This window comes from Pseudooceanicola sp. (assembly GCF_029213205.1).
Taxonomy (GTDB): domain Bacteria; phylum Pseudomonadota; class Alphaproteobacteria; order Rhodobacterales; family Rhodobacteraceae; genus Pseudooceanicola.
The window spans coordinates 23,465-48,525 of record NZ_JARGNH010000023.1; the positions used below are offsets into that span (position 1 = coordinate 23,465).

General features: G+C 64.1%; 28 protein-coding genes and 1 pseudogene. 11 read left to right on the forward strand and 18 right to left on the reverse strand.

Going from position 1 to position 25,061, the window contains the following annotated elements; translation table 11 throughout:
- Nucleotides 1-10: 10 nt before the first annotated feature.
- The 3 genes from purH to P1U48_RS14760 all read right to left on the reverse strand — a co-directional run bounded on the left by purH (nucleotide 11) and on the right by P1U48_RS14760 (nucleotide 4,866).
- On the reverse strand, nucleotides 11-1,612 hold the full coding sequence (purH, locus tag P1U48_RS14750; RefSeq protein WP_301069948.1) for a bifunctional phosphoribosylaminoimidazolecarboxamide formyltransferase/IMP cyclohydrolase: 1,602 nt from the start codon (nucleotides 1,610-1,612) through the stop codon (nucleotides 11-13).
- A 28-nt stretch (nucleotides 1,613-1,640) separates the two neighbouring features.
- Complete coding sequence (locus tag P1U48_RS14755; protein WP_301069949.1) at nucleotides 1,641-3,383, reverse strand: heparinase II/III family protein; 1,743 nt, start codon at nucleotides 3,381-3,383, stop codon at nucleotides 1,641-1,643.
- A gap of 112 nt (nucleotides 3,384-3,495) precedes the next feature.
- Nucleotides 3,496-4,866: a transcription antitermination factor NusB gene (locus P1U48_RS14760; protein ID WP_301069950.1), complete on the reverse strand. Its 1,371-nt coding sequence runs from the start codon at nucleotides 4,864-4,866 to the stop codon at nucleotides 3,496-3,498.
- Nucleotides 4,867-4,932: 66 nt separating this feature from the next.
- On the opposite strand from P1U48_RS14760, the gene P1U48_RS14765 reads away from it, so the two are divergent.
- On the forward strand, nucleotides 4,933-5,109 hold the full coding sequence (locus tag P1U48_RS14765; protein ID WP_301069951.1) for a DUF1674 domain-containing protein: 177 nt from the start codon (nucleotides 4,933-4,935) through the stop codon (nucleotides 5,107-5,109).
- 299 nt (nucleotides 5,110-5,408) lie between these two features.
- On the opposite strand, the gene dapB is transcribed toward P1U48_RS14765, so the two are convergent.
- Entirely contained in the window at nucleotides 5,409-6,218 is an 810-nt protein-coding gene (dapB, locus tag P1U48_RS14770) for a 4-hydroxy-tetrahydrodipicolinate reductase (RefSeq protein WP_301069952.1), read from the reverse strand.
- A gap of 97 nt (nucleotides 6,219-6,315) precedes the next feature.
- Between dapB and rbfA the strand changes: the two genes are divergently transcribed.
- Together rbfA and P1U48_RS14780 are read left to right on the forward strand one after the other, a co-directional pair.
- The gene (gene rbfA, locus P1U48_RS14775) at nucleotides 6,316-6,720 is read left to right on the forward strand and encodes a 30S ribosome-binding factor RbfA (protein WP_301069953.1); all 405 of its coding nucleotides are present in this window, start codon (nucleotides 6,316-6,318) and stop codon (nucleotides 6,718-6,720) included.
- Nucleotides 6,717-7,469: a phosphodiester glycosidase family protein gene (locus P1U48_RS14780; RefSeq protein WP_301069954.1), complete on the forward strand. Its 753-nt coding sequence runs from the start codon at nucleotides 6,717-6,719 to the stop codon at nucleotides 7,467-7,469. Before rbfA ends, P1U48_RS14780 begins: the two co-directional genes overlap by 4 nt.
- On the opposite strand, the gene P1U48_RS14785 is transcribed toward P1U48_RS14780, so the two are convergent.
- On the reverse strand, nucleotides 7,470-7,679 hold the full coding sequence (locus P1U48_RS14785; protein ID WP_301069955.1) for a cytochrome c: 210 nt from the start codon (nucleotides 7,677-7,679) through the stop codon (nucleotides 7,470-7,472).
- A 77-nt stretch (nucleotides 7,680-7,756) separates the two neighbouring features.
- On the opposite strand from P1U48_RS14785, the gene P1U48_RS14790 reads away from it, so the two are divergent.
- Together P1U48_RS14790 and P1U48_RS14795 are read left to right on the forward strand one after the other, a co-directional pair.
- Nucleotides 7,757-8,932 (forward strand): acyl-CoA dehydrogenase, encoded by a 1,176-nt coding sequence (locus P1U48_RS14790; protein ID WP_301069956.1) that lies wholly within the window; start codon nucleotides 7,757-7,759, stop codon nucleotides 8,930-8,932.
- Nucleotides 8,933-9,155: 223 nt separating this feature from the next.
- Nucleotides 9,156-9,516: pseudogene (locus tag P1U48_RS14795) on the forward strand (IS481 family transposase); the annotation flags it as partial.
- 48 nt (nucleotides 9,517-9,564) lie between these two features.
- Here P1U48_RS14795 and P1U48_RS14800 read toward each other — a convergent pair.
- From P1U48_RS14800 to ccoN, 8 genes are all read right to left on the reverse strand, one after another.
- Nucleotides 9,565-10,041, reverse strand: coding sequence for a MarR family winged helix-turn-helix transcriptional regulator (locus P1U48_RS14800; protein WP_301069957.1), 477 nt, complete (start codon nucleotides 10,039-10,041; stop codon nucleotides 9,565-9,567).
- Between the two features lie 303 nt (nucleotides 10,042-10,344).
- Nucleotides 10,345-10,791: a molybdenum cofactor biosynthesis protein MoaE gene (locus P1U48_RS14805; protein ID WP_301069958.1), complete on the reverse strand. Its 447-nt coding sequence runs from the start codon at nucleotides 10,789-10,791 to the stop codon at nucleotides 10,345-10,347.
- 3 nt (nucleotides 10,792-10,794) lie between these two features.
- Nucleotides 10,795-11,043: a molybdopterin converting factor subunit 1 gene (moaD, locus tag P1U48_RS14810; protein ID WP_301069959.1), complete on the reverse strand. Its 249-nt coding sequence runs from the start codon at nucleotides 11,041-11,043 to the stop codon at nucleotides 10,795-10,797.
- Nucleotides 11,044-11,045: 2 nt separating this feature from the next.
- Complete coding sequence (pgsA, locus tag P1U48_RS14815) at nucleotides 11,046-11,705, reverse strand: CDP-diacylglycerol--glycerol-3-phosphate 3-phosphatidyltransferase (protein ID WP_301069960.1); 660 nt, start codon at nucleotides 11,703-11,705, stop codon at nucleotides 11,046-11,048.
- 216 nt (nucleotides 11,706-11,921) lie between these two features.
- Entirely contained in the window at nucleotides 11,922-12,782 is an 861-nt protein-coding gene (gene ccoP / locus P1U48_RS14820) for a cytochrome-c oxidase, cbb3-type subunit III (RefSeq protein ID WP_301069961.1), read from the reverse strand.
- 1 nt (nucleotide 12,783) lies between these two features.
- Nucleotides 12,784-12,978, reverse strand: coding sequence for a cbb3-type cytochrome c oxidase subunit 3 (locus tag P1U48_RS14825; protein WP_301069962.1), 195 nt, complete (start codon nucleotides 12,976-12,978; stop codon nucleotides 12,784-12,786).
- Nucleotides 12,979-12,988: 10 nt separating this feature from the next.
- On the reverse strand, nucleotides 12,989-13,780 hold the full coding sequence (gene ccoO / locus P1U48_RS14830; RefSeq protein ID WP_301069963.1) for a cytochrome-c oxidase, cbb3-type subunit II: 792 nt from the start codon (nucleotides 13,778-13,780) through the stop codon (nucleotides 12,989-12,991).
- A 12-nt stretch (nucleotides 13,781-13,792) separates the two neighbouring features.
- Nucleotides 13,793-15,397, reverse strand: coding sequence for a cytochrome-c oxidase, cbb3-type subunit I (ccoN, locus tag P1U48_RS14835; protein ID WP_301069964.1), 1,605 nt, complete (start codon nucleotides 15,395-15,397; stop codon nucleotides 13,793-13,795).
- 207 nt (nucleotides 15,398-15,604) lie between these two features.
- Here ccoN and P1U48_RS14840 point away from each other — a divergent pair, with 207 nt between their 5' ends.
- Nucleotides 15,605-16,444: a universal stress protein gene (locus tag P1U48_RS14840; RefSeq protein WP_301069965.1), complete on the forward strand. Its 840-nt coding sequence runs from the start codon at nucleotides 15,605-15,607 to the stop codon at nucleotides 16,442-16,444.
- A gap of 234 nt (nucleotides 16,445-16,678) precedes the next feature.
- On the opposite strand, the gene fnrL is transcribed toward P1U48_RS14840, so the two are convergent.
- On the reverse strand, nucleotides 16,679-17,425 hold the full coding sequence (gene fnrL, locus P1U48_RS14845) for a transcriptional regulator FnrL (RefSeq protein ID WP_301069966.1): 747 nt from the start codon (nucleotides 17,423-17,425) through the stop codon (nucleotides 16,679-16,681).
- Nucleotides 17,426-17,491: 66 nt separating this feature from the next.
- On the opposite strand from fnrL, the gene hemN reads away from it, so the two are divergent.
- The gene (gene hemN / locus P1U48_RS14850) at nucleotides 17,492-18,847 is read left to right on the forward strand and encodes an oxygen-independent coproporphyrinogen III oxidase (RefSeq protein WP_301069967.1); all 1,356 of its coding nucleotides are present in this window, start codon (nucleotides 17,492-17,494) and stop codon (nucleotides 18,845-18,847) included.
- Between the two features lie 35 nt (nucleotides 18,848-18,882).
- Here hemN and P1U48_RS14855 read toward each other — a convergent pair whose 3' ends face one another.
- The 3 genes from P1U48_RS14855 to P1U48_RS14865 form a co-directional block, all read right to left on the reverse strand.
- The gene (locus P1U48_RS14855; protein ID WP_301069968.1) at nucleotides 18,883-20,547 is read right to left on the reverse strand and encodes a CHAT domain-containing protein; all 1,665 of its coding nucleotides are present in this window, start codon (nucleotides 20,545-20,547) and stop codon (nucleotides 18,883-18,885) included.
- 55 nt (nucleotides 20,548-20,602) lie between these two features.
- The gene (locus tag P1U48_RS14860; protein ID WP_301069969.1) at nucleotides 20,603-20,770 is read right to left on the reverse strand and encodes a hypothetical protein; all 168 of its coding nucleotides are present in this window, start codon (nucleotides 20,768-20,770) and stop codon (nucleotides 20,603-20,605) included.
- A gap of 170 nt (nucleotides 20,771-20,940) precedes the next feature.
- On the reverse strand, nucleotides 20,941-21,633 hold the full coding sequence (locus P1U48_RS14865) for a dienelactone hydrolase family protein (protein ID WP_301069970.1): 693 nt from the start codon (nucleotides 21,631-21,633) through the stop codon (nucleotides 20,941-20,943).
- A 200-nt stretch (nucleotides 21,634-21,833) separates the two neighbouring features.
- Here P1U48_RS14865 and P1U48_RS14870 point away from each other — a divergent pair, with 200 nt between their 5' ends.
- The 4 genes from P1U48_RS14870 to P1U48_RS14885 all read left to right on the forward strand — a co-directional run bounded on the left by P1U48_RS14870 (nucleotide 21,834) and on the right by P1U48_RS14885 (nucleotide 24,868).
- Nucleotides 21,834-22,298, forward strand: a complete 465-nt coding sequence (locus P1U48_RS14870) for an NUDIX hydrolase (protein ID WP_301069971.1) — start codon at nucleotides 21,834-21,836, stop codon at nucleotides 22,296-22,298.
- A 95-nt stretch (nucleotides 22,299-22,393) separates the two neighbouring features.
- Nucleotides 22,394-22,828 carry a DUF1178 family protein gene (locus P1U48_RS14875; RefSeq protein WP_301069972.1) on the forward strand — a complete coding sequence of 145 codons (435 nt, stop codon included), beginning with the start codon at nucleotides 22,394-22,396 and terminating at the stop codon, nucleotides 22,826-22,828.
- Nucleotides 22,829-22,836: 8 nt separating this feature from the next.
- On the forward strand, nucleotides 22,837-23,481 hold the full coding sequence (locus tag P1U48_RS14880; protein WP_301069973.1) for an SDR family NAD(P)-dependent oxidoreductase: 645 nt from the start codon (nucleotides 22,837-22,839) through the stop codon (nucleotides 23,479-23,481).
- A gap of 151 nt (nucleotides 23,482-23,632) precedes the next feature.
- On the forward strand, nucleotides 23,633-24,868 hold the full coding sequence (locus P1U48_RS14885; RefSeq protein WP_301069974.1) for an aspartate kinase: 1,236 nt from the start codon (nucleotides 23,633-23,635) through the stop codon (nucleotides 24,866-24,868).
- Here the strand turns inward: P1U48_RS14885 and P1U48_RS14890 are convergent.
- On the reverse strand, nucleotides 24,865-25,061 hold a 197-nt coding region (locus P1U48_RS14890; protein ID WP_301069975.1), incomplete at its 5' end, for a hypothetical protein. The genes P1U48_RS14885 and P1U48_RS14890 overlap by 4 nt on opposite strands.

Below are 25,061 nucleotides of genomic sequence, written 5' to 3' on the forward strand. Positions count from 1 at the left end.
CCGTGCGCCCCTAGTGCCGGAAGTGGCGCATGCCGGTCAGCACCATCGCCAGCCCCGCCGCATCCGCCGCCGCAATGACTTCGTCGTCGCGCATCGAGCCGCCAGGCTGGATCACCGCCGTCGCCCCGGCCTCGGCCGCGGCCAGCAGCCCGTCGGCAAAGGGGAAAAACGCATCCGAAGCCACGACCGAGCCCTTGGCCGGGGTTTCCGGCAGGCCCAGCGCCTCGGCCATCCTCTGCGCCTTGAGCGCGGCGATGGTCGAACTGTCCAAGCGACTCATCTGGCCGGCACCGACGCCGACCGTGGCGCCGTCTCGGACATAGACGATGGCGTTTGATTTCACATGTTTGGCAATGGTCCAGGCGAACATCAGATCGGCCAGTTCCTTGTCGCTGGGCGCGCGTTTGGTGACCACCTTGAGGTCGGCGGGCGCGATATGGCCGTTGTCGCGATCTTGCACCAGCAGCCCACCGGAGACCTGACGATAGGTCAGCCCGGCCCGCGCCGGATCGGCAAGACCGCCGGTCAGCAGCAGCCGCAGGTTCTTTTTCCGGGCCAGCAGCGCGATCGCCGCGTCATCGGCATCGGGGGCGATGATCACCTCGGTAAAGATCTTGGAAATCGCCTCGGCGGTGGTCAGGTCCAGCAACTGGTTCAGCGCGATAATGCCGCCAAAGGCCGAGGTGCGGTCGCAGTCAAAGGCACGGCCATAGGCCTCGACCAGGGTCGCGCCACGGGCGACACCGCTGGGGTTGGCATGTTTGATGATCGCGCAGGCCGGGCCATCCTCGGGGCGGAATTCGCTGACCAGCTCAAACGCCGCATCGGTGTCGTTGATGTTGTTGTAGCTCAGTTCCTTGCCCTGAAGCTGACGGGCACTGGCAACCCCCGGGCGGTTGCCGCCATCGGTGTAAAACGCCGCTTTCTGATGCGGGTTTTCGCCATAGCGCAGGGTCTGCGCCAGGGTCCCGGCAAAGGCCCGGCGGCGCGGCGTCTGAGTGCCGGTCGCCGCCGCCATCCAGCCAGAGACCGCCGCGTCATAGGCGGCGGTGCGCGAATAGGCGGTCAGGGCCAGCAATTGGCGAAAGCCATAGCTGGTGCGCCCGCCATTGGCGTCAAGCTCGGCCAGCAGCGCGTCATAATCGGCGGTGTCGGTGACAACGCTGACAAAGGCATGGTTTTTGGAGGCGGCACGGATCATTGCCGGGCCGCCGATGTCGATATTCTCGATACAGGTCTCGTAGTCGGCACCTTTGGCGACGGTGTCCTCGAACGGATAGAGATTGACCACCAACAGGTCGATCGCCTCGATCCCGTGTTCCAGCATGGCGCTGACATGGGCGTCGTTGTCACGCAGCGCCAGCAGCCCGCCATGCACCATCGGGTGCAGGGTCTTGACCCGTCCATCCATCATCTCGGGAAAGTTGGTCAGATCGCTGACATCGCGCACCGTGAGGCCCGCGTCACGCAACGCGGCGGCGGTGCCACCGGTCGACAACAGGTCGATGCCGCGCTCGGCCAGCGCGGTGGCCAGTTCGACAAGGCCGGTCTTGTCAGACACGGAAATCAGCGCGCGGCGCAGGGGTTGCAGGCCGGGGTCTTGCTCAGTCATGGGATCGGTAATTCCAATTGCTTCGGTCTCAGGCGCTCATATCCGCCTCGTCAGGGGCCAGGTCACGGATGGAGATGGGAGTCTCCTGCGCCTTGGACAAGGACCAGCGGATGCGTGTCGCATACTCCATCGCGCGGCCAGACAACACGATCTGTTTGGTCGCACGTGGTTTCAGCCGGTTCTTTTCCAGGAAGACCGAGGCGTCAAGTGACATTTCCACCCGCCCGTCATGACGAAAGATCCAGATTTCGCCGCTGCGCAGTGCCATCGACACCGCCGACCCGCCCAGATCGACGGCGGTGTCGACCTCGGGATGCAGATGAAACCTGAGCTGAAACGGGATCCCGCCCAGCTGCACCGCGTCCATCGCCTTGTCGAAGCGTTTCTTGTCCGGTTCTTCCAGCGCCAGCAACATGTCCTCGCCCGCCATGCCGCGCCCATCAAAGGTCAGTTCCAATTGCCTGGCATGAGTCAGCCCATAGGGTTTCACATAACCGTCGTGACCGCCCTCAAAACGGATGCCATCGCTGGCATGGGTGATCCGGATCGGCACCCGCTGCGGTGCGTCGACCAGCATTTCGCGGGATTCAAAGCCGCGCACCTCGGTCAACCGACCGGTCGACCGTCCATCCAGCGACAGGGTGGTGTGGCTCGGCGTCGCCCGCCCGGCGCGGCGCCAATCGGGGCCAAAGCTGACGCCGGAACCGCAGTTCACGATCAGCGGGCGCCGCCCCGAGGTCAGTTCAAACGCCAGGGTCGAGGCATGAGCGTTGAAACTGGCCTTGCCGACCGGCGGCGGGCTGGCGTCAATGATCACGCTGGTGCGCCCGGCGCTGATCCTTGCGTAACCCATCGCCAGACCATCCGAATGTCGGCTCTTGACGCCGCTCGCCGCCAACGCCTGATCCAGCCGCCCTTCCAGCCCCTTGCCGCCACCATGGAACCGGGCCAGCCCGCCATCGGCATGGCGCAGGGTGCGCAGGGTCGGGGCGATGCGCCAGATCGCCTCGCGGTGCGGTTCCGTCACCTCACGCCCGGCCTCGGCCAGCGCGGCGGCGGCCCAGGTCAGCAAGGTGAACACCTCAAGCAGCTCTTCGGGATTGCGGGTCGGGATGCCGCCCTGTTCATCGACCTGCGCGACGCATTCGCGTCCCAATGCCCGGATCGCCGGGGCGGCAAAGCGTTCCATCCCCTCCAGCGACAGGCCGGCATAGATCAGCCCGGTGAGCGCCTCGAACCGGGGCAGGCCGGGGGCCGCGCTTTTCCAGCGGCGACCAAGAAAGATCGTCTGCTGACCCAGTGAGCGATAGAATGCGTGGCTGGCCTCAGGCTCCTGCGCGCGTAACAGGAACAGCGCGTGGCTGATCCAGCGGATCAACCGGCGCCCGGCCAGATCGGGGGCCCAGCCCGGGCCACGGCCGCGGCCATAGCGGGTGATCCAGGCCCAGAGCCAGGCCTGGGCCCGCGCGCGCGCTGCGGTATCGCCAACGGCGGCCAGATCGTCGAGCCAGGTGAACCCGTGAATTTCCTCTTCGAATGCCTGTTCCGGCATCTCGAGATCCCAGATGTCATGATCGGGATCGGCCACCAGATAGCCGGCAAACAGGAAATTGCCGACCATCAGCTGCCGGCCCTTGGCAAAGCTGCCGACACTGCGGGGTTCAGGCTGCGAGACGAATCCGGTGGCAGGGCGGGCCAGCACGCTCAGACGCGCATGCAGGCGGTCCATGAACCGACCGCGCCGTGCCGATGTGCTTTCGGGACGTGTCATTGCCTGCCTCGCTCACGCTCTTTTGGCGCCTGTTAAGTGGCAGTTTACCGCTCCGGGCGGCAAAAGTCATCGCTTATCGCCCGCCGGGGGAGGTCGGGTGATGTTCGGCGGATCATCGCCGAAGCAGCGCCATGTAGAAGCCGTCAAGCCCGCCAAGCTCGGGCCAGTAATCGGGACGGATTCGCAACCCGCCCTCCGAGCTGAACCAAGCCTCGGGCACCCCGGGCAGGGCGCAGGCGGTGGGGTCGACGGTGATTTCGGGATGGCGGGCCAGTGCTTCTTCGATCTGGCATTCGCCCTCGTCCGGAATCAGCGAACAGGTGCAGAATACCAACCGCCCGCCGGGGGCCAGCAGGGTCAGCGCATGGTCCAGCATCGCCGCCTGCAGATCGATCAGCCCGCTGATGTCGCGGCCGTCGCCCGCATGTGGCAGATCGGGGTGGCGGCGAATGGTGCCGGTCGCCGAACAGGGCGCATCCAGCAGGATCGCGTCATAGGGACCGCCCGCATGAGTCAGGGCATCGTCGACCAGAAAATCGGCGCTCAGCCCGGTGCGGGCCAGGTTTTCTCCGACCCGCTCCATCCGCCGGGCCGAGAGGTCGAGCGCGGTCACCTTGGCCCCGGTGGCGGCCAGCTGCATCGTCTTGCCGCCGGGCGCGGCGCAGAGGTCGAGCACGGTTTCACCCGGCTGCACCGCCAGCATCCGCGCCGGCAAGGCGGCGGCGGCATCCTGCACCCACCAGAGCCCCTCGCCGTAGCCGTGCAGCGCTGTCACCTGGCCCGGATTGCTCAGTCGCAGACTGCCGGTGGGCAGCACAGTTGCGCCGAGTTCAGCCGCAATCGTCTCTGTCTGCGCCGGATCGCGCAGGGTCAGGTCGAGCGCGGCACCGGCGAAATGCGCGGCCTCCATCGCGGTGATCGCCTCGGCCCCCCAGGCCTGTGTCAGCGGGTTGCGCAGCCAGTTCGGCAGGCGTGGCACCCTGAGCGCCGCCCAATGGTCGGCACCGGTCGCCGCGACCTTGCGCAGCACCGCGTTCACCAGCCCCTTGAGCGCCGCGCCATTGGGCGCATCCGCAGCCAGGGTGACGCAATCGTTCACCACCCCATGCGCAGCGCCGCCGGTGCAAATCTCCCACGCGCCCAGTCGCAGGATGTTGTGGACGGTCAGCGGCGGCTGTTTGCTCAGATGTTTCGACAGCACCCGGTCGACCCGTTCCAGCCCGCGCAGCACCTCGGTCGCCAGACGTTGGGCCCGGGCCCTGTCGGGCGGGCTGAGCGCGAACAGCGTGCCGCCGCCGCCGGTGAGATCGGTCAGCAGCCGCTCTTGCCCGAGAACCGCGTCGAGCAGCGCCACCGCACCGCCGCGCGCCGTGGTCACCTGTCGCGTCACCCGGCGCGGCGGCGCCACCGGTGCCTTGGCCAATGGCCGCGCCCGAGGGCGGTTTTTCGGGCCGGGATGAGGGCGGTCGGGACGTTTGGCCATGCGGGCAATCCTTGCGGTCAGGCGAGGGCGGCGTATATCAACGCCTGTGCCCGGAAGGAAGCCGAGATGAACAAAACCGATCAAGACCTGCCGCCTGCCGCCCAACGTGCCCTGGCCGAAGCCGAGGAACGCCGCCGCAACGCCACTGCCCCCGACCGGCCCAAAGAACTGGGCGGACGCGACGGGCTCGACCCGGTTCGCTATGGCGATTGGGAGAAGAAAGGACTGGCGGTCGATTTCTGACGCGGCGCTATTGCCGGTGCCGCCGGGCATATCCGCCCTGCCCCCGCCCCCTGCAGGCTGACCCCGATATGGGTCAAATCACGACTGGTCCCCATCGCGACCGGCCCCCCACGGCCAGGAATTCGCCCCGTTCAGTGATCCTGCGCCTGTCATCGGCTGGGCCGGATCGGCGACAAGGCGCAACAGAACGGCATCCAGGGCGCGACGAGGGGGCATTGGGCAAATCCCTGGCTGAATCTCAGCCAACGGCGGTTGGACCGCACCCGATCACAATGATGTTGCCATGCCGTGAGTTCTGGTCAGAACCCGAGCACATCCGCCATGTCATATTCGCCCGGCCCCTGGTCCAGCCCCCAGAGCGCCGCCTTGACCGCGCCACGGGCGAAAATCGCCCGGTCGGTGGCGATATGGCGCAGGATCAGCCGCTCGCCATCAGCGGCGAACACCACGTCATGTTCGCCGACAATGTCACCACCCCGAATGGCGGAAAACCCGATATGGCCCCGGCCACGCGGCCCGGTGATGCCATCGCGGCCCCGGTCTGACACCTGGTCAAGCGCCACGCCCCGGCCTTCGGCGGCGGCGGCGCCCAGCATCAGCGCGGTGCCCGAGGGGGCATCGACCTTGTGGCGATGATGCGCTTCGATCACCTCGATATCAAAATCCTCATCCAGCGCGGCGGCCACCTTTTTCGTCAGTTGCACCAACAGGTTGACCCCCAGGCTCATATTCCCGGCGCGGATGATTGCGGCGTGACGGGCGGCGGCGGCGATGCGGTCCAGATGCGCCGCTTCCAGGCCGGTGGTGCCGATCACATGCACCGCACGGGCCTGCGCCGCGAGGGCGGAAAACTCCACCGTTGCGGCGGGCGAGGTAAAATCCAGCACCGCCTGGGCGCTGGCAAAGGCTTCGAGCGGATCGTCGGTGACGATGATGCCGCGTGCCGCGCCGCCCATGCAGTCACCCAGGTCGCGGCCGATCCAGTCATGGCCCGGCCGTTCAATCGCAGCCGAAAGCCGCGCCTTGTCCGAGGCGGTGATGGTTTCGATCAGCATCTGCCCCATCCGGCCCGATGCGCCGGTCACCACGAAATTGGGAAGCTCTGTCATCGCCGCGTCCTTCTGTGTCTTGATCCAGGCCCTGGCGCCTCATTACCCGCTGCCGCGCGGCTTGGCAAAGGCCGCGCAAGCGCGTAAATGCGAGGACATGAACAAGCCTTCAGCATCCGCGGGCCGCGGCCCATCGCAACGCCAGCTTCGCGTTGGCGAATTGGTCCGTCGCACCCTGTCCGAAATCCTGTCGCGCGGCGAGATCCACGACCCCGATCTGAACCGGCTGTCGATCACCGTCGGCGAGGTCCGGGTGACCCCGGATCTGCGCACCGGGACGGCATTTGTGCTGCCGCTTGGCGGGCAAAATCAGGACGAGGCGATTGCCCTGCTGGCCCGCAACAAGGGCGAGATTCGGCGGCTGCTGGGCAAGAAGTGCGATCTGCGCTTTGTCCCCGATCTGCGGTTTCGCATCGACGACACCTTTGACCGGATGGACGAAACCCGGCGGCTGTTTGCCCAGGACGAAGTCCGCCGCGATCTGGACGGCGACGAGGAATGAACCTGGCGGCGCGCCTTCTGCTGGCCTTGGGCCTGCTGGGTGCTTCGGCGGGGGCGGGCACGGCGCTGGAATGCCGGGTCGAGCGCTTTCGTGACAAGGCCTTTTCGCTCTGCGAGGTCGCCCCGGCCCGCGATGATCTGCGGCTGTTTCTCTATGATGACGATGGCGCCCCCTATGGCCAGTTTGACCGGATCAACGCCGGGCTGAGCGGCAAGGGCCAGCGCCTGGGGTTCGCGATGAACGCGGGCATGTATCACGAGAACCGCGCACCGGTCGGCCATTACGTCGAAAACGGGCAAGAGGTGATGCGGGTGATCGCCAATCCCGGACCGGGCAATTTTGGCATGGTGCCGAACGGGGTGTTCTGCATCCGTGAGGGCCGGGCCGAGGTGATGGAAACCCATCGCTTCATGAAAACCCGCAAGGGCAAATGCCGCTTTGCCACCCAATCCGGGCCGATGCTGGTGATCGACGGGCAATTGCACCCGCGATTTCTGCCTGACAGCACCTCGCGCTATCTGCGCAATGGTGTCGGCACCAGCGACAGCGGCGACCGCGCGGTGTTCGTGATTTCGCACAGCGCCGTCACCTTTCACGAATTTGCCAGCTTCTTCCGCGACGCGCTGCATCTGCCGCAGGCCCTTTATTTTGACGGCAATGTCTCGCGGCTCTACGCGCCGGACCTGGGCCGGTCGGACGCTGGGCGGCAGATGGGCCCGGTGGTCGGTGTGGTCTCGACCGCTGACTGACTATTTCTGTAGCCGATCAACCTTGTGACAGACTGCACAGGCCTGCCCAACCGCGCCGGTCCCGGCCCGCAGCGCATCGAGGCGGACGATATCGAGGTTTCGTGCCGCCGCCTGCAACAGGTCGGCCTTGCCGGTGAAATCATCGAAATCGTCCCAGATCGCGGGTGTCGACCTTGCGCAGCGTCGGATCCGATCTGGACCGGAGATCATAGATGTGCAGTTGCGCCAAAACCGCGTGACACCGCTGCCCTGATCGCCTTCACTCTCTGCAACCGAAGGAGAACACCGTGGATTTCAGTCTGACCCAAGAGCAGCAGATGCTGCGCGACCTTGTTGGCAATTTCGTGCGCGACAATGTCATCCCGCTTGAACCGAATGTGCTGGCGCGCGAGGCCTCGGGCCAGCGCAAATCGCTGACCGCCGAAGAACATGGCGCGCTTGATGACAAGGCCAAGGCGCTCGGGCTTTACGGCCTGGAATCGCCGGAGGAATTTGACGGCGCCAATCTGGATGCGGTCAGCATGGTCGGGGTGTTCGAAGAGTTGGGCAAGACCGCGGTCGATTACTTTTTCCCACCCGACAGCCCCAATCTGCACATGCTGATGCAGACCTGCAACGACGAGCAGCGGCAGAAATATCTGGAACCCTATGCGCGCGGCGAGGCGACCTCCTGCATCGCGATTTCCGAACCCGGTGGCGGCGGTGACCCGGCGGCGATGACCTCGCGCGCCATCGAGGACGGCAATGGCTGGAAAATCACCGGGCGCAAGATCTGGGTCAGCGGCGCGGCGAATGCGGATTTTGTGATCCTGATGGCGGTGACCGACCCGAGCAAGGGATCGCGCGGCGGGATTTCCGCTTTTATCGTTGAAAAAGGCACGCCGGGATTCAACATCGCCCGCGAGATCCCGATGATCGGCGGGCGCAAGACCTATGAAATTGCGCTGGATGACATGAAACTGCCGGGCGGCGCGCTGCTGGGCGAGCTGGGCAACGGCTTTGGCCCGATGCAATTGCGGCTGAGCCGTCGGCGCATCGAAATGGCGGCGCGCTGCGCCGGCACCACCCGCCGGGCCCTGGACGAGATGAAGGGCTGGGTGAAACAGCGCAAGACCTTTGGCGCGCTGCTGTCCGACCGCCAGTCGATCCAATGGTGGATTGCCGATGCCGAGATGCAGCTGCACGCGCTGCGGCTGATGGTCTATAACACCGCCGCCAAGATCGACCGCGGCGAACAGGCCCGCACCGAATGTTCGATGGTCAAGCTGATGGGCACCGAACTGGCCTGGGACACGGTGGACAAGGCGATGCAATCCTTTGGTGCCATGGGGATGACCCAGGAACTGCCGCTGCAGGCGATGGCCAACCACGTCCGGGTGCAGCGGATTTACGAGGGCCCGTCCGAGGTGCACCGGATGCTGATCGCCCGGCACGCCCTGCAGGACCGGATTCCGGGGTTGTAAGACAGAAAAGAGTCTGACTTTCACACCCTTGCATGACAGAGGATCGCCGGCGCCCAGAGGTGGAGAAAAGACCACGCCACCTCCCCCTGTCCGAGGTTTAGCCGCAACCTTGGCGAGGGGACTCGCGCAGGTATTCCATCATCGGGTCGTTTTGTGGATGTATCAGCTATCTGATCCCACGGTTTGATGGTGCGATCCTTTCTCAGGAATGGAAGGGAGCATTATGGGACAAGTTCGTCACGGGAGCGCCACGACCACCTACGCCGTCAGAGCTGCAATACAGCGATCGCAAGCTTCGATCGCGGCGCTGAGCAAAGAATTCGAGATCAATCCGAAGACTGTTGCCAAGTGGCGGAAGCAGGAGACCGTTGGGGGATCTCAAGACAGGGCCGAAAGAGCCTCGTTCTACCGTCCTCACAGAAGCAGAGGAGGCGATGATCGGCGCATTCCGGCGACATACTCTCCTGCCGCTGGACGATTGCCTCTACGCCCTTCAGCCGTCGATCCCACATCTGACCCGGTCGGCCCTACATCGGTATCTTCAGCGACAGGGCATCTCTCGCTTGCCAGATGTCGATGGCGACAACGCGCGCGGCACGGAGGGGGGAATGCTCGTGTGCCGGTGTTCCGGATTATGAAAGTTCCTTGCCAGCAGCGGATGCTTCCGTGCTGCGCGCGCCGGGAACGTGACCGCCGAGGCCGTCGCGCAATTCGTGTGTCAGCCGTGTCAGCGTCTCGGCATTCTGCGCCCCAAGCTGCTCTTCGATCAGAGCGTCGATGTCGTTCCAGGCGGCGTGGATATCTGACAGCAACTCACGCCCGCGCTCGGTGAGGCGCAAGACGTTGCTGCGCGCCTCGTCGGGATGCGGTCCGCGTGAGACGAAGCCTGCCTCGATCAGTCGGACAGTCATTGTGCTCATGCTGGCGGGGGTAATGCGAAACTCCCGCGCAAGGCTTACCTGGGATGTAGGTTCCATCCGGGACAGGGCTTGGATGATGCGGGCCTGGCGCGGTCGGATGCCGACTTCGGAGAGGCGTTCGCGCAACCGCTCCTCCACAAGAGCAGCCGCGTGTAGAAGGAAGTGGGTTGAGAATGAATCTGTTTTCATGCGAACTATTCGTATACGAACCCTATTCAGATATCAACTGCGGACACTGCCCGACGCTTGAGCAGGAACAGATAGAATGACCCAGGTGACCAGTGCGGTAGGCGCCCAATGAGGCCAGGCGGGTCGCGTGTTCCGCGCCACCCTGCCGGCGCCTGCGCTGGGCCTACTGTCTGCACTGGGGCTTCTACGCGCTGGACGCCACAATCACGCATCCCGTTCTGACGCTGCCGAAAAGGGCGATGCGATGGGCTGGCCGCTACGGGCTCCCAGGGCGCCAATGACGTGCCGCCTGGCCCTGCAGATTCAATCGCGCCAGCGGGACAGCGCCGCTTCATCCACGTCGCGTGCTGCGACCCAGGCAGCGCCGTCGCGGGTGACTTCCTTTTTCCAGAACGGCGCGCGGGATTTCAGGTAATCCATCAGGAATTCCGCCGCCGCAAAGGCATTGGCGCGATGCGGCGCGGCGGTGGCGACCATCATGATCGCCTCGCCCGGTTGCAACCGGCCAAACCGGTGGATGACCAGCACATCGCCCAGTGACCAACGGGTGTTGGCCTCTTCTGCGATGGCGGTGATCGCGCGTTCGGTCATCGCCGGGTAATGCTCGATTTCCATATGATCGAGCCTGCCCTCACTGTCGCGCACCATGCCGGTAAAGCTTACGATTGCCCCGATCTCGGGCCGCACGTTGGAAAACTCCGCCAGCTCTGCGCCGATGTCGAACGCCGCGTTTTGCACCCGGATCCGCATGCCCTAGCCGCCAGTCATCGGTGGAAAGAACGCCACCTCGCGCACGCCAGCCAGCGGCGCGTCGAAATCCGCCAGGTCCTGATCCACCGCCACCCGCAGGGCGCTGAGATCGGAAAAGGCCAGCGCATAGCGGGCCTCGCGCGCCTTCAGCTCTTCGATCAGCCCGGCGACATCGGTGGCCTGGGTTTCAACCCGCTCTTTCGGCATTCCGATGCGTTCGCGCACCCAGGCAAAATAGAGCACATCCAGCATGATCAATCCTTCAGATGCGGCACGGCCTTGCGCAGGTAATCCGCCCCGGTGATCAGGGTCAGCAGCGCCGCGATCCAGAGCAGCACCACACCGCCATTGGCGCTCGCCTCGGTGGCGCGCAGCTTCCAGTTCAGCCCGACCTCGTCAGACACCGCCCCGGTCAGGATGTCATCGACAATGCCCTGATCCATGCCGAACACCGCCATGCCGAGATTGTGTTCCAGAATACCATGGCCGAACAGCACCGCAATCGCCACCATCTGCGAGGCGGTCTTCCATTTTGCCAGCCGGGTCACCTTGAGGGTGCCCGCCACATCGCCGAGGAATTCGCGCAGGCCTGACACGAACACCTCGCGGAACAGGATCAGCCCGGCGGGTGCAACGATGAACAGGGCCATATCGGAATAGGCCGTCAGCATCAGCAGCGCGATCACCACCATCGCCTTGTCGGCAATCGGATCCAGCATGGTGCCCAGCTTGCTCTGCTGGTTCCAGGCCCGGGCGATCCAGCCATCGACATAATCGGTGAGCGCGGCGCCGACAAAGAGGATCAGCGCCGCCCAATCGGCAATCGGGCGCGGCAGCACGAGGAACACCAGCACCAACGCCGGGGCGGCAACCAGGCGCAGCAGGGTCAGGATATTGGGCAAGGTCCAGATCATGCGCCCTGTGTAGCGCTTGCCGCAGCCGGGGGGAAGCAGCGGCGGCGTCGCATCGGCATCAAGGGGCGCAAAATCGCCCGTGCAGGCGCGCCATGCCAGTCAAAGCTTCGGTGATGGGGTGAGGAAGAGCGTCGGCGGCTCAGGAAACGCGCGAACAGGACATGAGCGCGCCGACGCGGCCCCCGGCCCGAGGGCCAGGGGATTGGTCAGGCGGGGCTATTCGCCGCCGCCAAGTTGATGGACATAGACTGCGACGGCGCGAATCTGCGCCTCGTTCAACCGACCGGCCCAGGCTGGCATGACGCCGAAACGGGCGTTGGTGACCGTCTCCTTGAGCGTCGCGTAGTCGCCACCATAGAGCCAGATCGCATCGGTCAGGTTCGGCGCGCCCTGCTCGCGGTCGCCGGTGCCGTCTTCGGTGTGGCAAGCGGCGCAGTTTTCCTCGAACACCAGAGCGCCAGCCTCGACCTTGCCAGCATCCTGCGGTGTGCCCGACAGCGACATGACGAAGTTCACCACCTGGTCGATCTGTTCCTCTTCCAGCAGTTCATCGCGGCCAAAGGCGGGCATCTCGGAATAGCGGGCATCGTCATCCTCAGTGTTGCGGATACCATGGCTGACCGTGGTGTGGATCGCCTCGATATCGCCGCCCCAGAGCCAGTCGTCGTCGAGCAGGTTGGGATAGCCCTTGGCCCCCGCCGCGCCGGAACCGTGGCATTGCGCGCACCAGGTGCGGAACACCGCGCCCCCCTGCGACACCGCATATCCGTTGAGGTCGCCATCGGCGGCAATCTCGGTCAGTTCGGCCGAGGCCAGCTGTTGGTTGATCCCAGCCTGCGAGGTTTCCACCGCCGCGATATCGGCGGCGACTTCGGCGCGGGTCGAATAGCCAAGGAACCCTGGCGTCGCGCTCTTGATCATCGGCCAGGCCGGATAGGCGATCGAATAGATCACCGCCCAGACGATGCAGGCATAAAGGGTCCACAGCCACCAGCGCGGCAATGGGGTGTTCAGCTCTTCGATGCCGTCCCATTCGTGGCCGGTGGTGCCGTGTTTGTCTTTCAGGTCGTTGCTCATCTCACGCCTCCTTGGTGGCGTTGGCATCGGCGGGCGCCGGGGCCTGTTCATTGCGGAACGGGATCATAGCCGTATCGGCATAGGTCTTGCGGCTGCCTGGCCGAAACACCCAGAAGATCACCCCGACGAAAAAGCCGAAAAGCACCAGCAACATCCAGCTGTCTGCAAATTCGCGAAGCAGGGAATAGAAATCCATGGGCCCCTCCTCAGCGGCTTGCGTCAGGCGTGAAGGTCGAGAAATCGACCAACGTGCCCAGCATTTGCAGATAAGCGATCAGCGCATCCGCTTCGGAAACCCCAGGCGCGCCGTCGAAATTACGCACCTGCGCCTTGAGGCCATAGCGTTCCTGCAGACCGTCATAATCGCTGTCCGGATCGGCCTGCGCCGCAAAATCGGCCTGCGCGTTCTCGATCATCTCGTCGGTATAAGGCACCCCGACCAGCCGGTGGGTTTTCAGCAGATCGGCAACATATTCGCCCTCGATCATCCGTTTTTCGAGGAAGCCATATTTTGGCATCACCGATTCCGGCACCACCGATTGCGGGTTGTGCAGGTGATCCACATGCCATTCGTCGGAATAGCGGCCTCCGACGCGGGCCAGATCGGGCCCGGTGCGTTTTGACCCCCACTGGAACGGATGGTCGTATTTCGACTCCGCCGCCAGCGAGTAATGACCATAGCGTTCGACCTCGTCCCGCATCGGCCGGATCATCTGGCTGTGGCAGACATAACAGCCCTCACGGACATAGATGTCGCGCCCGGTCAGCTCCAGCGGCGTATAGGGCCGCATCCCCTCAACATCCTCGATGGTGTTCTGAAGATAGAAGAGCGGCACGATTTCCACGGCGCCACCGATGGTGACCACGAGGAAGGAGAAGACCAGCAGCAAGGTGGCGTTCTTTTCCAGAATCGCGTGGCGATCCAGCAAAGTCCGCCGCTTGGGCCGCGCGCCTGCATCCGTCGCGGAGGTCGGGATCGGTTCTTTTTCTTGAGCCATTGTCCTGTCTCCCTATTCAGCCGGAACGAGGTTGTTGGTGCTGGCGATCGCCGGCTGGCGTTTGACCGTCAGCCAGAGGTTCACACACATGATGATTGCACCGGTGATATAGAGGGTGCCGCCTATGCCGCGCACGACATACATCGGAAACTTGGCCGCCACGGTGTCGGCGAAGGAGTTCACGAGGAAGCCGTTGGCATCCACTTCACGCCACATCAGACCTTCCATGATGCCGGTCACCCACATCGACGCAGCGTAGAGCACGATGCCAATAGTGGCGAGCCAGAAGTGCCAGGAGACCATCGAGAGCGAATAGACCTCTTTGCGGTTCCAGAGCTTGGGCACCAGGAAGTAGAGCGCCCCAAAGGTGATCATGCCGTTCCAGCCAAGGGCGCCGGAATGGACGTGACCAATGGTCCAGTCGGTGTAGTGCGACAGCGAGTTCACCGCGCGGATCGACATCATCGGACCCTCAAAGGTCGACATGCCGTAAAAGCCGATGGCAATCACCATCATCCGGATCACCGGGTCGGTGCGCAGCTTGTCCCAGGCCCCCGACAGGGTCATCAGCCCGTTGATCATCCCGCCCCAGGACGGCATCCACAGCACGATCGAGAACACCATGCCAAGGGTCGAGGCCCAGTCAGGCAGTGCGGTGTAATGCAAGTGGTGCGGACCGGCCCAGATATAGAGAAAGATCAGCGCCCAGAAGTGGATGATCGACAGTTTATAGCTGTAGACCGGGCGCTCGGCCCGCTTCGGCACAAAATAATACATCATCCCCAGGAATCCGGCGGTGAGAAAGAACCCAACCGCGTTATGGCCATACCACCACTGGGTCATGGCATCCTGCACGCCGGAAAACACCTGAACCGATTTGGAGCCGAAGATCGACACCGGGATCGACAGGTTGTTGACCACATGCAGCATCGCGACGGTGACGATGAAGGACAGATAGAACCAGTTGGCCACATAGATATGCGGCTCTTTGCGCTTGATGATGGTGCCGAGGAAAACCGCCAGATAGGCCAGCCAGACCACCGTCAGCCAGAGGTCGATATACCATTCCGGTTCGGCATATTCCTTGGACTGACTGCTGCCGAGCACATAGCTGAGGGCCGCCATCACAATGAACAGCTGATAGCCCCAGAACACGAACCAGCCGAGGTTGCCCCCCCAGAGCCGGGCGGCACTGGTGCGCTGCACGACATAGAACGAGGTGCAGATCAGCGCGTTGCCACCAAAGGCGAAAATCACCGCCGATGTATGCAGCGGTCGCAAGCGTCCGAAGTTCAGATAGCCCTCGCCCCATTCAAAATTGAGCACCGGAAAGGCGAGTTGAAACGCGATACTGACGCCGACCAGGAACCCGACAACGCCCCAGAGCGCCGTCGCAATCACCCCGGCGCGCACCACGCCGTCCATGTATTCGCCGGATAAATCCGCTGTATTGACCGGTTCGTCGGTGCGGCGCAGCGTCCACAGGAACATCCCGCCCGCGGTCACCATGACCACCAGCGCGTTCACCATGTAAGCCAAATCGCGCGCATAGCTGGCTGCAATCGCCGCACAAACGGTGATCACGCCCAACACGATCAGCTTTATGTAATTTGTCATTTCGCGTCCCTTCGTCATGTCCTGTTCGGCGAGAAGAATCCCCCGCGCTCCGGATGGTTGACTGGGCCGGTTAATGGCCGTCTGGTCAACTGATTGCTTTGATCTGCGTCAAAACAGTTAGCTTGGCAAATTGACCCGTGTCAAAGTCGACGCGTCCCGCACCGGCCTATGGTGCCGCATCACAAGCCCTCCGGGGAAGGAGCCAAAATGACCTTTCAATCGATTCTCACAACTTTAACCGACAAATCCGAAGTGCGCCCGATCCTCGACCATGCGACCACCGTTGCCGAAAGCTATCGCGCCCATCTGGATGTGCTTTGCCTGGGCGTCGACCGGTCGAATCTCGGCTATTATTATGAGGGCGCCAGCGCCGTAGCGCTGCAGGAATCGATCGACCGCGCCCGCGCCGATGCCGAGGCGATCGAACAGGCCGCCGCAGCGGTGCTGACGGCCTCTGGCCTGCGCTACGGCACCGACGCCGAAGTCGCCCAGCTGGCCGATATCGGTCGCCATGTCGCTGAACGCGCGCGGTTTTCCGATCTGGTGGTGCTGCCGCAACCCTATGGCACCGACAAGGGGGCCGAGCTTGAAGCGGTGCTCGAAGCCGCGCTGTTTGACGGGCGGGCCCCGGTGCTGGTGATGCCGACGACCGGGAAACTGGTGGCAAAACCGAAACGGGTGATGGTCGCCTGGAACGAAAGCACCGAGGCGCTGAGCGCAGTGCGTGCGGCGCTGCCGATCCTCAAACACGCCGAGACCACGCAGATCGTCGTCATCGACCCGCCGGTGCACGGGCGCAACCGCTCCGATCCGGGCGGGCTCCTGGCGCAATTCCTGACCCGGCACGGGGTGCATGCGGAAATCGACGTGCTGTCGAAAACCATGCCGCGCGTCTCGGACATCATCAAACGCCATGCGACCGACAGCGCGGCCGAGATGATCGTGATGGGCGCCTATGGCCATTCGCGGTTCCGCGAGGCGATTCTTGGCGGTGCCACCCGCAATATGCTGGAAGAGATGCCGGTGCCGGTGTTCATGGCGCATTAACACGGCGCGGCAGACAAAAGCGGCTTCGACCGGCAGCGGGGGTCTGCCGGTCGTCCCTGGCCAGGCGAGACCGAAATCCGCCTCCGGCGGAGAGAGTTGAAGTCAGAAGAAACGCGGGTGACATAAGGTCCACCCTCTGCGCTTGGCAGGGGGGGGGCTCCTGGTTTTAATTCTCTCGGGGGAATCGGCGGCAAAGCCGACGGCGGGGGCAGCGCCCCCTTCTTGGCCTGCACCTCAACTCAGCATGCCGCCGTCATTGTCATCACCCGCCTCTTCCAGCAGGCGGTCGAAATCCGGCACCACGATATGCCGCTTGCCTTGCAGGGTGATCACCCCGTCACGTTTCAGCGCCGATACCTGGCGCGAGACGGTTTCCAGGGTCAGTCCCAGGTAATCCGCCATCGCTTCGCGGGTCAGCGGCAGGTCAAAGGCCAGCGACCCGGCTGCAGGCACCATGTTCAGCGAGGCATCGCGGCGCGCAACGATCGCCAGCAAGCTGGCGATTTTCTCGCGCGCGGTCTTGCGGCCAAGTACCAGCATCCATTCCCGCGCCGCGTCCAGCTCGTCCAGGGTCATCTGCAACAGCCGCTGCGCCACATGCGGTGTCTGTTCCATCATCTGTTCAAACGGTTTCTTGCGGAAACAACACATCACCAGATCGGTGGTGGCGACGATATCATAGGCGGCACCCTGGCGGCCCGGGCGACCGACGAAATCGCTGGGCAGCAGCAGCCCGACCATCTGGGTACGCCCGTCCTCCATCGCCTGGGTCAGGGTCGCGACTCCGGACACCACAGAGGCGACGAAATCCATCCGATCATCGGCCCAGACCACCGTCTGGCCGGCCTCGAACGAGCGGTAGTATTTGATTTCTTCGAGCTTCAGCAATTCATCCGTGTCGCAACGGGCGCAGACGGCGCGATGCCGAATCGGGCAATCTCCACAATCCTGCGGCGCGATTTTTGGCGTATCCAGCAGCATCGTATTCCTAAAACGCGATTGATCTGCGTCAAGGCGGGGTCCTGAACGCAGTTTAAAGGTATACTTATGATAGGTGAAACGCAACTTAATCGCTTCCGGCTGTTTGACGCGAAAGTGCCGCGTTACACCAGCTATCCGACCGCCCCGCAATTCAGCCCGGCGGTCGACGCCGCGACTCATGTCAGCTGGATCGAGGCGATTCCGGAAGGCGCGCAGATATCGCTCTATCTGCATGTGCCGTTTTGTCGGCGTTTGTGCTGGTTCTGCGCCTGCCGCACCCAGGGCACCCAAAGCGACCGACCGGTTGCCGCCTATCTTGAGGTCCTGAAAAGCGAATTGGCCCTGCTACGCCAGCATCTTCCAGCCGGGGTAACCCTGTCGCGACTGCATTGGGGCGGCGGCACCCCGACCCTGCTGAGCCCCGGAATGATGAGTGAGCTGGCGGCGGCGATTGCCGAGGTGGCGCCGTTTGCCGAAGGCTATGAATTTTCCGTCGAGATCGACCCGAACGAGATCGACGCGGCACGGGTCGCGGCGCTGCACCGCGCCGGGCTGAACCGCGCCTCGATCGGGGTGCAGGATTTCGACCTGGAAATCCAGAAATCGATCGGCCGCGAACAGAGCTATGACCAGACCCGCGACGCGATCGATCTGATCCGCGCGCATGGGGTGCAGAGCCTGAATGCCGACATCCTCTATGGTCTGCCGCACCAGACCCCGGACCGGATCACCGCCAGCGTGCAAAAACTGCTGTCGCTGTCGCCCGACCGGGTGGCGCTATATGGTTATGCCCATGTGCCCTGGATGGCGCGGCGGCAGTCGTTGCTGCCCTCAAATGCCCTGCCGACCCCGGCTGAACGGTTAAACCTGTTTGAAACCGCGCAGAAATTGTTCCTCTGGGACGGCTATGCCGAGATCGGGATCGACCATTTCGCTTTGCCCAGCGACGGGTTGGCCACCGCCCAGCGCGACGGCCGCCTGCGGCGGAACTTCCAGGGTTACACCGATGATCCGGCTGAGGTGCTGATTGGCATCGGCGCCTCGTCAATCTCGCGCTTTCCGCAAGGCTATGCGCAGAACGCACCGGCGACCTCGGCGCATACCGGGGCAATCCGCGAGGGTCGGTTTTCAGTCTGCCGGGGTCACAGCCTGACCAAGGACGACCTGCTGCGCGGCCGCATCATCGAGGCGTTGATGTGCGATTTCGCGGTGCGGGTTGATGATCTGACGGCGCGGTTCGCGGTCAACCCGACCGACCTGCGCGCGATGTTCGACGCCGCCAATGCGGCCTTTGAGGGCATTCTTGAGGTCGATGCCGAAGGCCTGCGCATTCCGGCCCCGTCCCGGCCGCTGACCCGGATGATCGCCAGCCAGTTCGATGCCTATTCGATGAACACGGCGCGGCATTCCTCGGCGATCTGAGGCGCACTCAACCGCGCTGGATCACCGGCCGGGGATCAGCCATCCAGCCCCCCCTCACCGACCACCACGAACGGCGCCCAGATTCGCGGATGGGCAAAGCGGGCATCGCTGCTGTCATCCAGGATCGCCAACGCGGATTGGCGCAGGGCTTCGGCCCGGCCTTGCGGATCAGCGGCCTGCATCCGCTCCAGCATGCCGGTGGTCAGCACCGAGGCCGCGTAATCGTCGACCGGCCAATGTGACACCAGAATCGCCCGCGCCCCGGCATAGATGAAGGCCCGCGCCAGACCGGAGAGCCCCTCGGACCCCGGAGTGCCATCGCTGCCTGCGGTGTCACAGGCCGACAGGATCACCAGCGAGGCCGACAGGTTGAGCTGCGCCGCCTCCGAGGCTTTCAGCAACGCGTCATCTTGGGCCGAGGGCTGTGCCGGTGGGGTGAACACCAGCGCCGGTTCATCAAGCCCGGGCAGACCGTCGACCAGCAGACCATGGGTGGCAAAGGCCAGGATCCGGGCCTTTGACAGATCGGCGGATTTCACATTCGCCTCGGTCGCGTTGGCGCCGAGGTAAAGCGCCCGGTCATCCACCCCCATGGTCGCGGCCAGCGCCTGCAATTCATTGGCGGTGTTGGGCAAGGGCGACAGATCGGCCACCCGGGTCACGTCGTCATAGACACCTCGGGTGACAACCTCGCGTCCGGTGGTGGCGACAGTACCAGCATCGGCCATCAGGCGGTATCCCAGCAACGGGTTGCCAAAGCCGACAAAGGCCTGATTGCTTTCGGATCGTTTCGCCACCGCCCCGGCCCGGCGCAGCGCCTTGAGCGCAGAGACACTGGGCAAGGTGGTCAGCGCGTGACGGCGCAGCAACCAGGCGGTGTCGCGCAGTGCCACGGCCGAATCATCGGCGCCTTTCGGCGCTTCGGTGACCAGGACCGCTGGCGGCAGCGAGGTCAGCGGCCCGTCCAGAACCATCATCACATGATCAGTCGCGGCAAAGACATGCTCGAGCGGCGCGAACAGATCGGCATAGAGCTGATGCGCCAGGGTGCGGTCAAACGGGCGCACATCGCCGCGCGCCGCGCGTTTCAGCGAGACGCCGCCGCGATTGTCGGCATTGGCCGACAATTGCGCCCGCAGCGCCTGCACCCGGTCAGCGATGTCATCGCGCTTGATTTCCTGCCGGAACCAATCCGCCTGATCCCGCGAAATCGCCCAGGCGTAGAAAAACTCCTGATCGGTAAAGCTCATCACCAGCGCCTCGCCGGGGCGCAGAATCGATTGCACCTCTTCACGGCTCAGCGCCGCCGGGTTGGTCAATTCGCGAAAATCGGGGAACCGGGCATCGAGGTCTTGATCCAGGGCGCTGAGCTGCGCGCGCGCCTCGGCGATGCGGGTGCGCAGCGCGGCGATGGTGCGGTCGCTGGCGGCACCGCTTTCCAGCGCCGCGCCGGCCAGACGGTCGTTCATCACATCGAGTGCATCCGCGGTATCCTGACGTTCCCTGAGCAGCATTGCCAACCCGGCACTGCCCGCCGCGATCCGCGTCGCGGCCTGGGCCAGCGCCTTGCCGGCGGTGGAACTCTGCGCCGCCTGGGCCGACATAAAGACCCGGTCGCGGATGCTGGCGCGGCTGTCCTGGGCCAGCGCCGGAAGAGCGGCGCAGATCAGGGACAACAATGCGGAAATCACTTTCATCATGGCGTAATCCTGCCTCCGAAAACCGCGGGCTGGCAAGGGGCCAGCTGACCTGGGGTCATCGGAAAGTCGGGAAATGGACGGTGGCGGGCGCCACGGGAAGGCCCGCCACCGTCCCCTCGCCCTGCTCGGCAGCGAGGGCCGGACCGGTCAGCGCCAGGATCCCGCCCAGGAGGAGAAGCAGGGCGGCCACCAAAACCGCAGCATAGGTTGTTGCCAGGTTCATGACGCGTTCCTTTGATCCGGTTGATCGTCGATCCGGAGCGATGCGCCGAGACTGAGAGACAGGCGCACCGACCGGATGCCCCTTTTATGCCGTGACGCTCTGGCCCGGTCCCGTGACAAAGGCTGTCATGTCAGAATATCCGCCGAAGAAACCCGTTAGGCCCTGAAAAGTCAGGTAAAATACTCCTCCAGCATCGCGGTCAGCCAGCGCCAGCTGCGCCGCGCCGCCTTGTCGGAATAGCCCGCGCTGACCGGATTGGTGAACCCGTGGCCGGTGCCACCGAACCCCAGGATATCCCAATCCGGGCAATGCTCTGACAGCTCTTCGGCGATCGCCACCACCGCCTCGGGCTTGGCCAGCGGATCGTCCCAGCCATGCAGAAGCACCACCGCCGATTTCATCGTCTCGGTCGGGAAATCCGGGCGGTCGAACAGCCCGTGCAGCGGCATTGCGATCTTGAAGTCAGCCCCGGTGCGGGCCAGGTCCAGTACCGCCTTGCCGCCCAGGCAATAGCCGATGGCGGCCAGCCGTGCCGGATCGACCCCGTCAAATCCGCGCATCTCTTCCAGCGCGCAGACCATCCGGTCGGCCAGAAGACGGCGATTGTCGTTCACCTCTTTCATCCTTTCGGCGGCCTCGGCACGCGCCTCGGTGCGAAAACCATCGCCATAAAAATCTATCGCAAAAGCGGTGTAGCCAAGTTCGGCCAGCCGCCGCGCCTGTTCCATCTCGAAATCGCGCAATCCCATGAAGGCGGGCGCGATCAGCACGGCCGGGCGCGGGCCAGCGGTGTCAGATTCGGCGACATAGCCGATATAGGTCGTGGTGCCATCGGAATAGCTGTGGGTTCGGGTGGTGATCATGATTGCTCTCTCATCAATCCGCGGGCCCGGGACCGGCAGGTGATCGCCGATCCCGGGCCCAGGCCATTCACTTTTGGGTTCAACGACCCCTCAACAAAATCAAGCCTACTGTTGTTCTTGGACATTTTGCGCTATGTTTTACATATCAGGCAAACAAGACCTGTAGCCGGGCAACTGGCACAGCAGGCGGTGAGGCATCTGTGGCGATTCAGAACAAAGGAACGCTGTTCCAGCCCGACGCAGAGGGCGCGCGCACTCAGTTTGCGGCGCTGTGTTACCGTGTCGTCAAGGACAAGCCGCAGATCCTGCTGATCACCAGCCGCGGCACCCGCCGCTGGATCGTCCCCAAGGGCTGGCCGATGGCGGGCAAGACCCCGGGCGCCTGCGCCCTGCGCGAAGCCTATGAAGAGGCCGGGGTGATTGGCCGCGTCGCCGACCGGCCGCTGGGGATTTACCCCTATATCAAGCTGATGGACGACAGGTCCGAAGTGCCCTGCGCCGGGCTGCTGTTTCCGGTGCGGGTCTCGGCGCTCAGGGCCGAATATCCCGAGGTCGGTGAACGACGCCGCAAATGGGTGTCACGCAAAAACGCCGCCGCCCGGGTCGATGAACCGGCGCTGGCCCAATTGATCCGCGACTTCGACCCGCGCCAATTCCGCCTGTGATGGGGTGCGGGATCTGACGCTCTCGTGCTGATCCGCGGCCTTGAACTCATCCAGAACGCGGCTATGTTCAATGGGATCGACCAGACAGGATTACGATGATCCAGTTTTCTCTCAAATGCCCCAATGACCACCGATTCGACAGCTGGTTCCAGTCTGCCGAAGCGTTTGAAAAACTTGCCGCTGCCGGCATGGTATCCTGTGCCATCTGTGGCGCGAACAAGGTTGAAAAAGCCGTGATGGCGCCGCGCGTCGCCACCTCGCGCACCGACAAGGACCAGCCGAAAGAGCGGCCGCTGTCCGCCCCGCGCAGCCCGGCCGAACAGGCGCTGACCGAGTTGCGCCGCAAGATCGAGGCGCAGTCCGAGGACGTGGGCCGCGATTTCGCCCGCCAGGCCCGGGCCATCCATGACGGCGACATGCCGGATCGTGCAATCCGTGGTGAGGCCCGGGTGGAAGAGGCACGCGCCCTGATCGAGGACGGGGTGCCGATCGTGCCGCTGCCGTTTGCCGCCAGCCGAAAATCAAACTGAGGCCGCCCATGCATGTTGTCATCACCGGGGCCAGCCGTGGCATTGGCGCCGCTCTGGCCGGTCTCTATCGCGCCGAGGGCCATACGGTCACCGGGACCTCGCGCTCCGGGGCCGGTGGCCTGATCGCCGCCGATCTCAGTGACATGGCCGGGATCGCCGCGTTGGCCGCTGCGGTCGAGGATCGCCCGGTCGATCTGCTGATCTGCAATGCCGGGCTCTATCTGGACCGCGACGAGGCGCTGGACACCGGCTATCCCGCCGCCATGTGGGCCGAACAATTCACGCTCAATGTCACCGCGCCCTTCCTCTGCACCCAGGCTCTGCTGCCCAATCTGCGCGCCGCGCGTGGCAAGCTGGCGATCATCTCGTCGCAGATGGGCTCATCGACCCAGGCCACAGGCACCGCGCTGATTTACCGGAGCAGCAAGGCCGCGGTGTTGAATCTGGGGCTGAACCTGTCGGCGGCGCTGAAGCCCGATGGCATCGCTGTCGGCATCTATCATCCCGGTTGGGTGCGCACCGATATGGGCGGCGCGGGCGCTGACATTTCAACCGACGAGGCGGCAAGTGGCCTCGCCGCGCGGTTTGCCGGGCTCGACCTGGCCAGCACCGGCGCCTTTCAGACCTGGGACGGGCGCGATCATCCGATCTGATCCCTGCTCTGATCCCTGCCGGACACCACCGCCCTTGGCCCCGGTATCGGGGGCCTGATCGCAACACCTGTCATCGGAAACCCCGAGAGCCTTGCGCGCCGTCGCGCCTGCGCGTAAACCGCCCGGCAATTCGCACTCCGGGAACCTGGCCATGCCTGTCCTCGTCATGAAATTCGGTGGCACTTCGGTCGCCAATGTTGATCGCATCCGACGGGCGGCCAAACGGGTCGGCGTCGAGGTGGCCAAGGGCTATGACGTGATCGTCATCGTCTCGGCGATGTCCGGCAAGACCAATGAGCTGGTCGGCTGGGTGAACGAGATTTCGCCGCTCTATGACGCCCGCGAATATGACGCCGTGGTCAGCTCGGCCGAAAACGTGACCGCCGGGCTGATGGCGCTGGTGTTGCAGGAAATGGATGTCCCGGCACGGTCCTGGCAGGGCTGGCAGGTGCCGGTGCGCACCACCTCGGCCCATGCCTCGGCCCGGATCGAGGAAATTCCGACCGACAATATCAACTCGAGGTTCGCCGATGGCATGAAGGTGGCTGTGGTCGCGGGCTTTCAGGGGATTTCGCCTGAGGGGCGCACCACCACCCTGGGCCGTGGCGGGTCAGACACCACCGCCGTCGCCTTTGCCGCCGCCTTTGATGCCGAACGCTGCGATATCTACACCGATGTCGACGGGGTCTATACCACCGACCCGCGGATCACCGACAAGGCCCGCAAGCTGGACAGGATCGCCTTTGAGGAAATGCTGGAACTGGCCTCGCTCGGCGCCAAGGTTCTGCAAACCCGCTCGGTCGAGCTGGCGATGCGCTATGGCGTGCGGTTGCGGGTGCTGTCCAGTTTCGAGGAAATGAGCGACAATGCCGGCACATTGGTATGTGCCGAGGAGGACATTATGGAATCCAAAGTGGTCAATGGCATCGCGTTTTCCCGCGATGAGGCCAAGATGACGCTGATCTCGGTCGCCGACCGCCCCGGCATCGCCGCGGCGATCTTTGGCCCGCTGGCCGAAGCCGGAATCAATGTCGACATGATCGTGCAGAACATTTCCGAGGAGGGGCGCACCGACATGACCTTCTCCTGCCCCGTCGATCAGGTATTGCGCGCCGAAAAGACCCTGCAAAAGGCCAAGGACAGCGGCGAGATCAATTATCACGATCTGGTCGCTGATCAAAATGTGTCAAAGGTTTCCGCCGTCGGCATTGGTATGCGTTCGCAATCCGGTGTCGCGGCCAAGATGTTCAAGACACTCTCGGATGAGGGCGTCAATATCAAGGTTATCGCCACCTCCGAGATCAAGATCTCGGTGCTGATCGACCGGAAGTATGTCGAGCTGGCGGTGCAGGCGCTGCATGATGCCTTTGAGCTGGAAAAGCCCTAGGCAGCAGGCCCCGCGCTCGCATAGACCGGCGTGCCATCGGATTGATAGCCGGTCACGCCCGGCTCCCACCACCAGAGCTTGTTGGATTTGACGGTGTCGCGGACCTTCAGCCGCGGCAACAGAACCGCGATCTCGGGAGGTAATCCCCCCATTTTTAGCGGGGTGCCTTCGTAGAACTTACGCGGCCATTTTC

Bases quoted from the DNA above. Each gene is read 5' to 3' on its own strand.
- purH (WP_301069948.1), bottom strand. From the start codon at position 1,612: ATGACTGAGCAAGACCCCGGCCTGCAACCCCTGCGCCGCGCGCTGATT.
- P1U48_RS14755 (WP_301069949.1), bottom strand. From the start codon at position 3,383: ATGACACGTCCCGAAAGCACATCGGCACGGCGCGGTCGGTTCATGGAC.
- P1U48_RS14760 (WP_301069950.1), bottom strand. From the start codon at position 4,866: ATGGCCAAACGTCCCGACCGCCCTCATCCCGGCCCGAAAAACCGCCCT.
- P1U48_RS14765 (WP_301069951.1), top strand. From the start codon at position 4,933: ATGAACAAAACCGATCAAGACCTGCCGCCTGCCGCCCAACGTGCCCTG.
- dapB (WP_301069952.1), bottom strand. From the start codon at position 6,218: ATGACAGAGCTTCCCAATTTCGTGGTGACCGGCGCATCGGGCCGGATG.
- rbfA (WP_301069953.1), top strand. From the start codon at position 6,316: ATGAACAAGCCTTCAGCATCCGCGGGCCGCGGCCCATCGCAACGCCAG.
- P1U48_RS14780 (WP_301069954.1), top strand. From the start codon at position 6,717: ATGAACCTGGCGGCGCGCCTTCTGCTGGCCTTGGGCCTGCTGGGTGCT.
- P1U48_RS14785 (WP_301069955.1), bottom strand. From the start codon at position 7,679: ATGATCTCCGGTCCAGATCGGATCCGACGCTGCGCAAGGTCGACACCC.
- P1U48_RS14800 (WP_301069957.1), bottom strand. From the start codon at position 10,041: ATGAAAACAGATTCATTCTCAACCCACTTCCTTCTACACGCGGCTGCT.
- P1U48_RS14805 (WP_301069958.1), bottom strand. From the start codon at position 10,791: ATGCGGATCCGGGTGCAAAACGCGGCGTTCGACATCGGCGCAGAGCTG.
- moaD (WP_301069959.1), bottom strand. From the start codon at position 11,043: ATGCTGGATGTGCTCTATTTTGCCTGGGTGCGCGAACGCATCGGAATG.
- pgsA (WP_301069960.1), bottom strand. From the start codon at position 11,705: ATGATCTGGACCTTGCCCAATATCCTGACCCTGCTGCGCCTGGTTGCC.
- ccoP (WP_301069961.1), bottom strand. From the start codon at position 12,782: ATGAGCAACGACCTGAAAGACAAACACGGCACCACCGGCCACGAATGG.
- P1U48_RS14825 (WP_301069962.1), bottom strand. From the start codon at position 12,978: ATGGATTTCTATTCCCTGCTTCGCGAATTTGCAGACAGCTGGATGTTG.
- ccoO (WP_301069963.1), bottom strand. From the start codon at position 13,780: ATGGCTCAAGAAAAAGAACCGATCCCGACCTCCGCGACGGATGCAGGC.
- ccoN (WP_301069964.1), bottom strand. From the start codon at position 15,397: ATGACAAATTACATAAAGCTGATCGTGTTGGGCGTGATCACCGTTTGT.
- P1U48_RS14840 (WP_301069965.1), top strand. From the start codon at position 15,605: ATGACCTTTCAATCGATTCTCACAACTTTAACCGACAAATCCGAAGTG.
- fnrL (WP_301069966.1), bottom strand. From the start codon at position 17,425: ATGCTGCTGGATACGCCAAAAATCGCGCCGCAGGATTGTGGAGATTGC.
- hemN (WP_301069967.1), top strand. From the start codon at position 17,492: ATGATAGGTGAAACGCAACTTAATCGCTTCCGGCTGTTTGACGCGAAA.
- P1U48_RS14855 (WP_301069968.1), bottom strand. From the start codon at position 20,547: ATGATGAAAGTGATTTCCGCATTGTTGTCCCTGATCTGCGCCGCTCTT.
- P1U48_RS14860 (WP_301069969.1), bottom strand. From the start codon at position 20,770: ATGAACCTGGCAACAACCTATGCTGCGGTTTTGGTGGCCGCCCTGCTT.
- P1U48_RS14865 (WP_301069970.1), bottom strand. From the start codon at position 21,633: ATGATCACCACCCGAACCCACAGCTATTCCGATGGCACCACGACCTAT.
- P1U48_RS14875 (WP_301069972.1), top strand. From the start codon at position 22,394: ATGATCCAGTTTTCTCTCAAATGCCCCAATGACCACCGATTCGACAGC.
- P1U48_RS14880 (WP_301069973.1), top strand. From the start codon at position 22,837: ATGCATGTTGTCATCACCGGGGCCAGCCGTGGCATTGGCGCCGCTCTG.
- P1U48_RS14885 (WP_301069974.1), top strand. From the start codon at position 23,633: ATGCCTGTCCTCGTCATGAAATTCGGTGGCACTTCGGTCGCCAATGTT.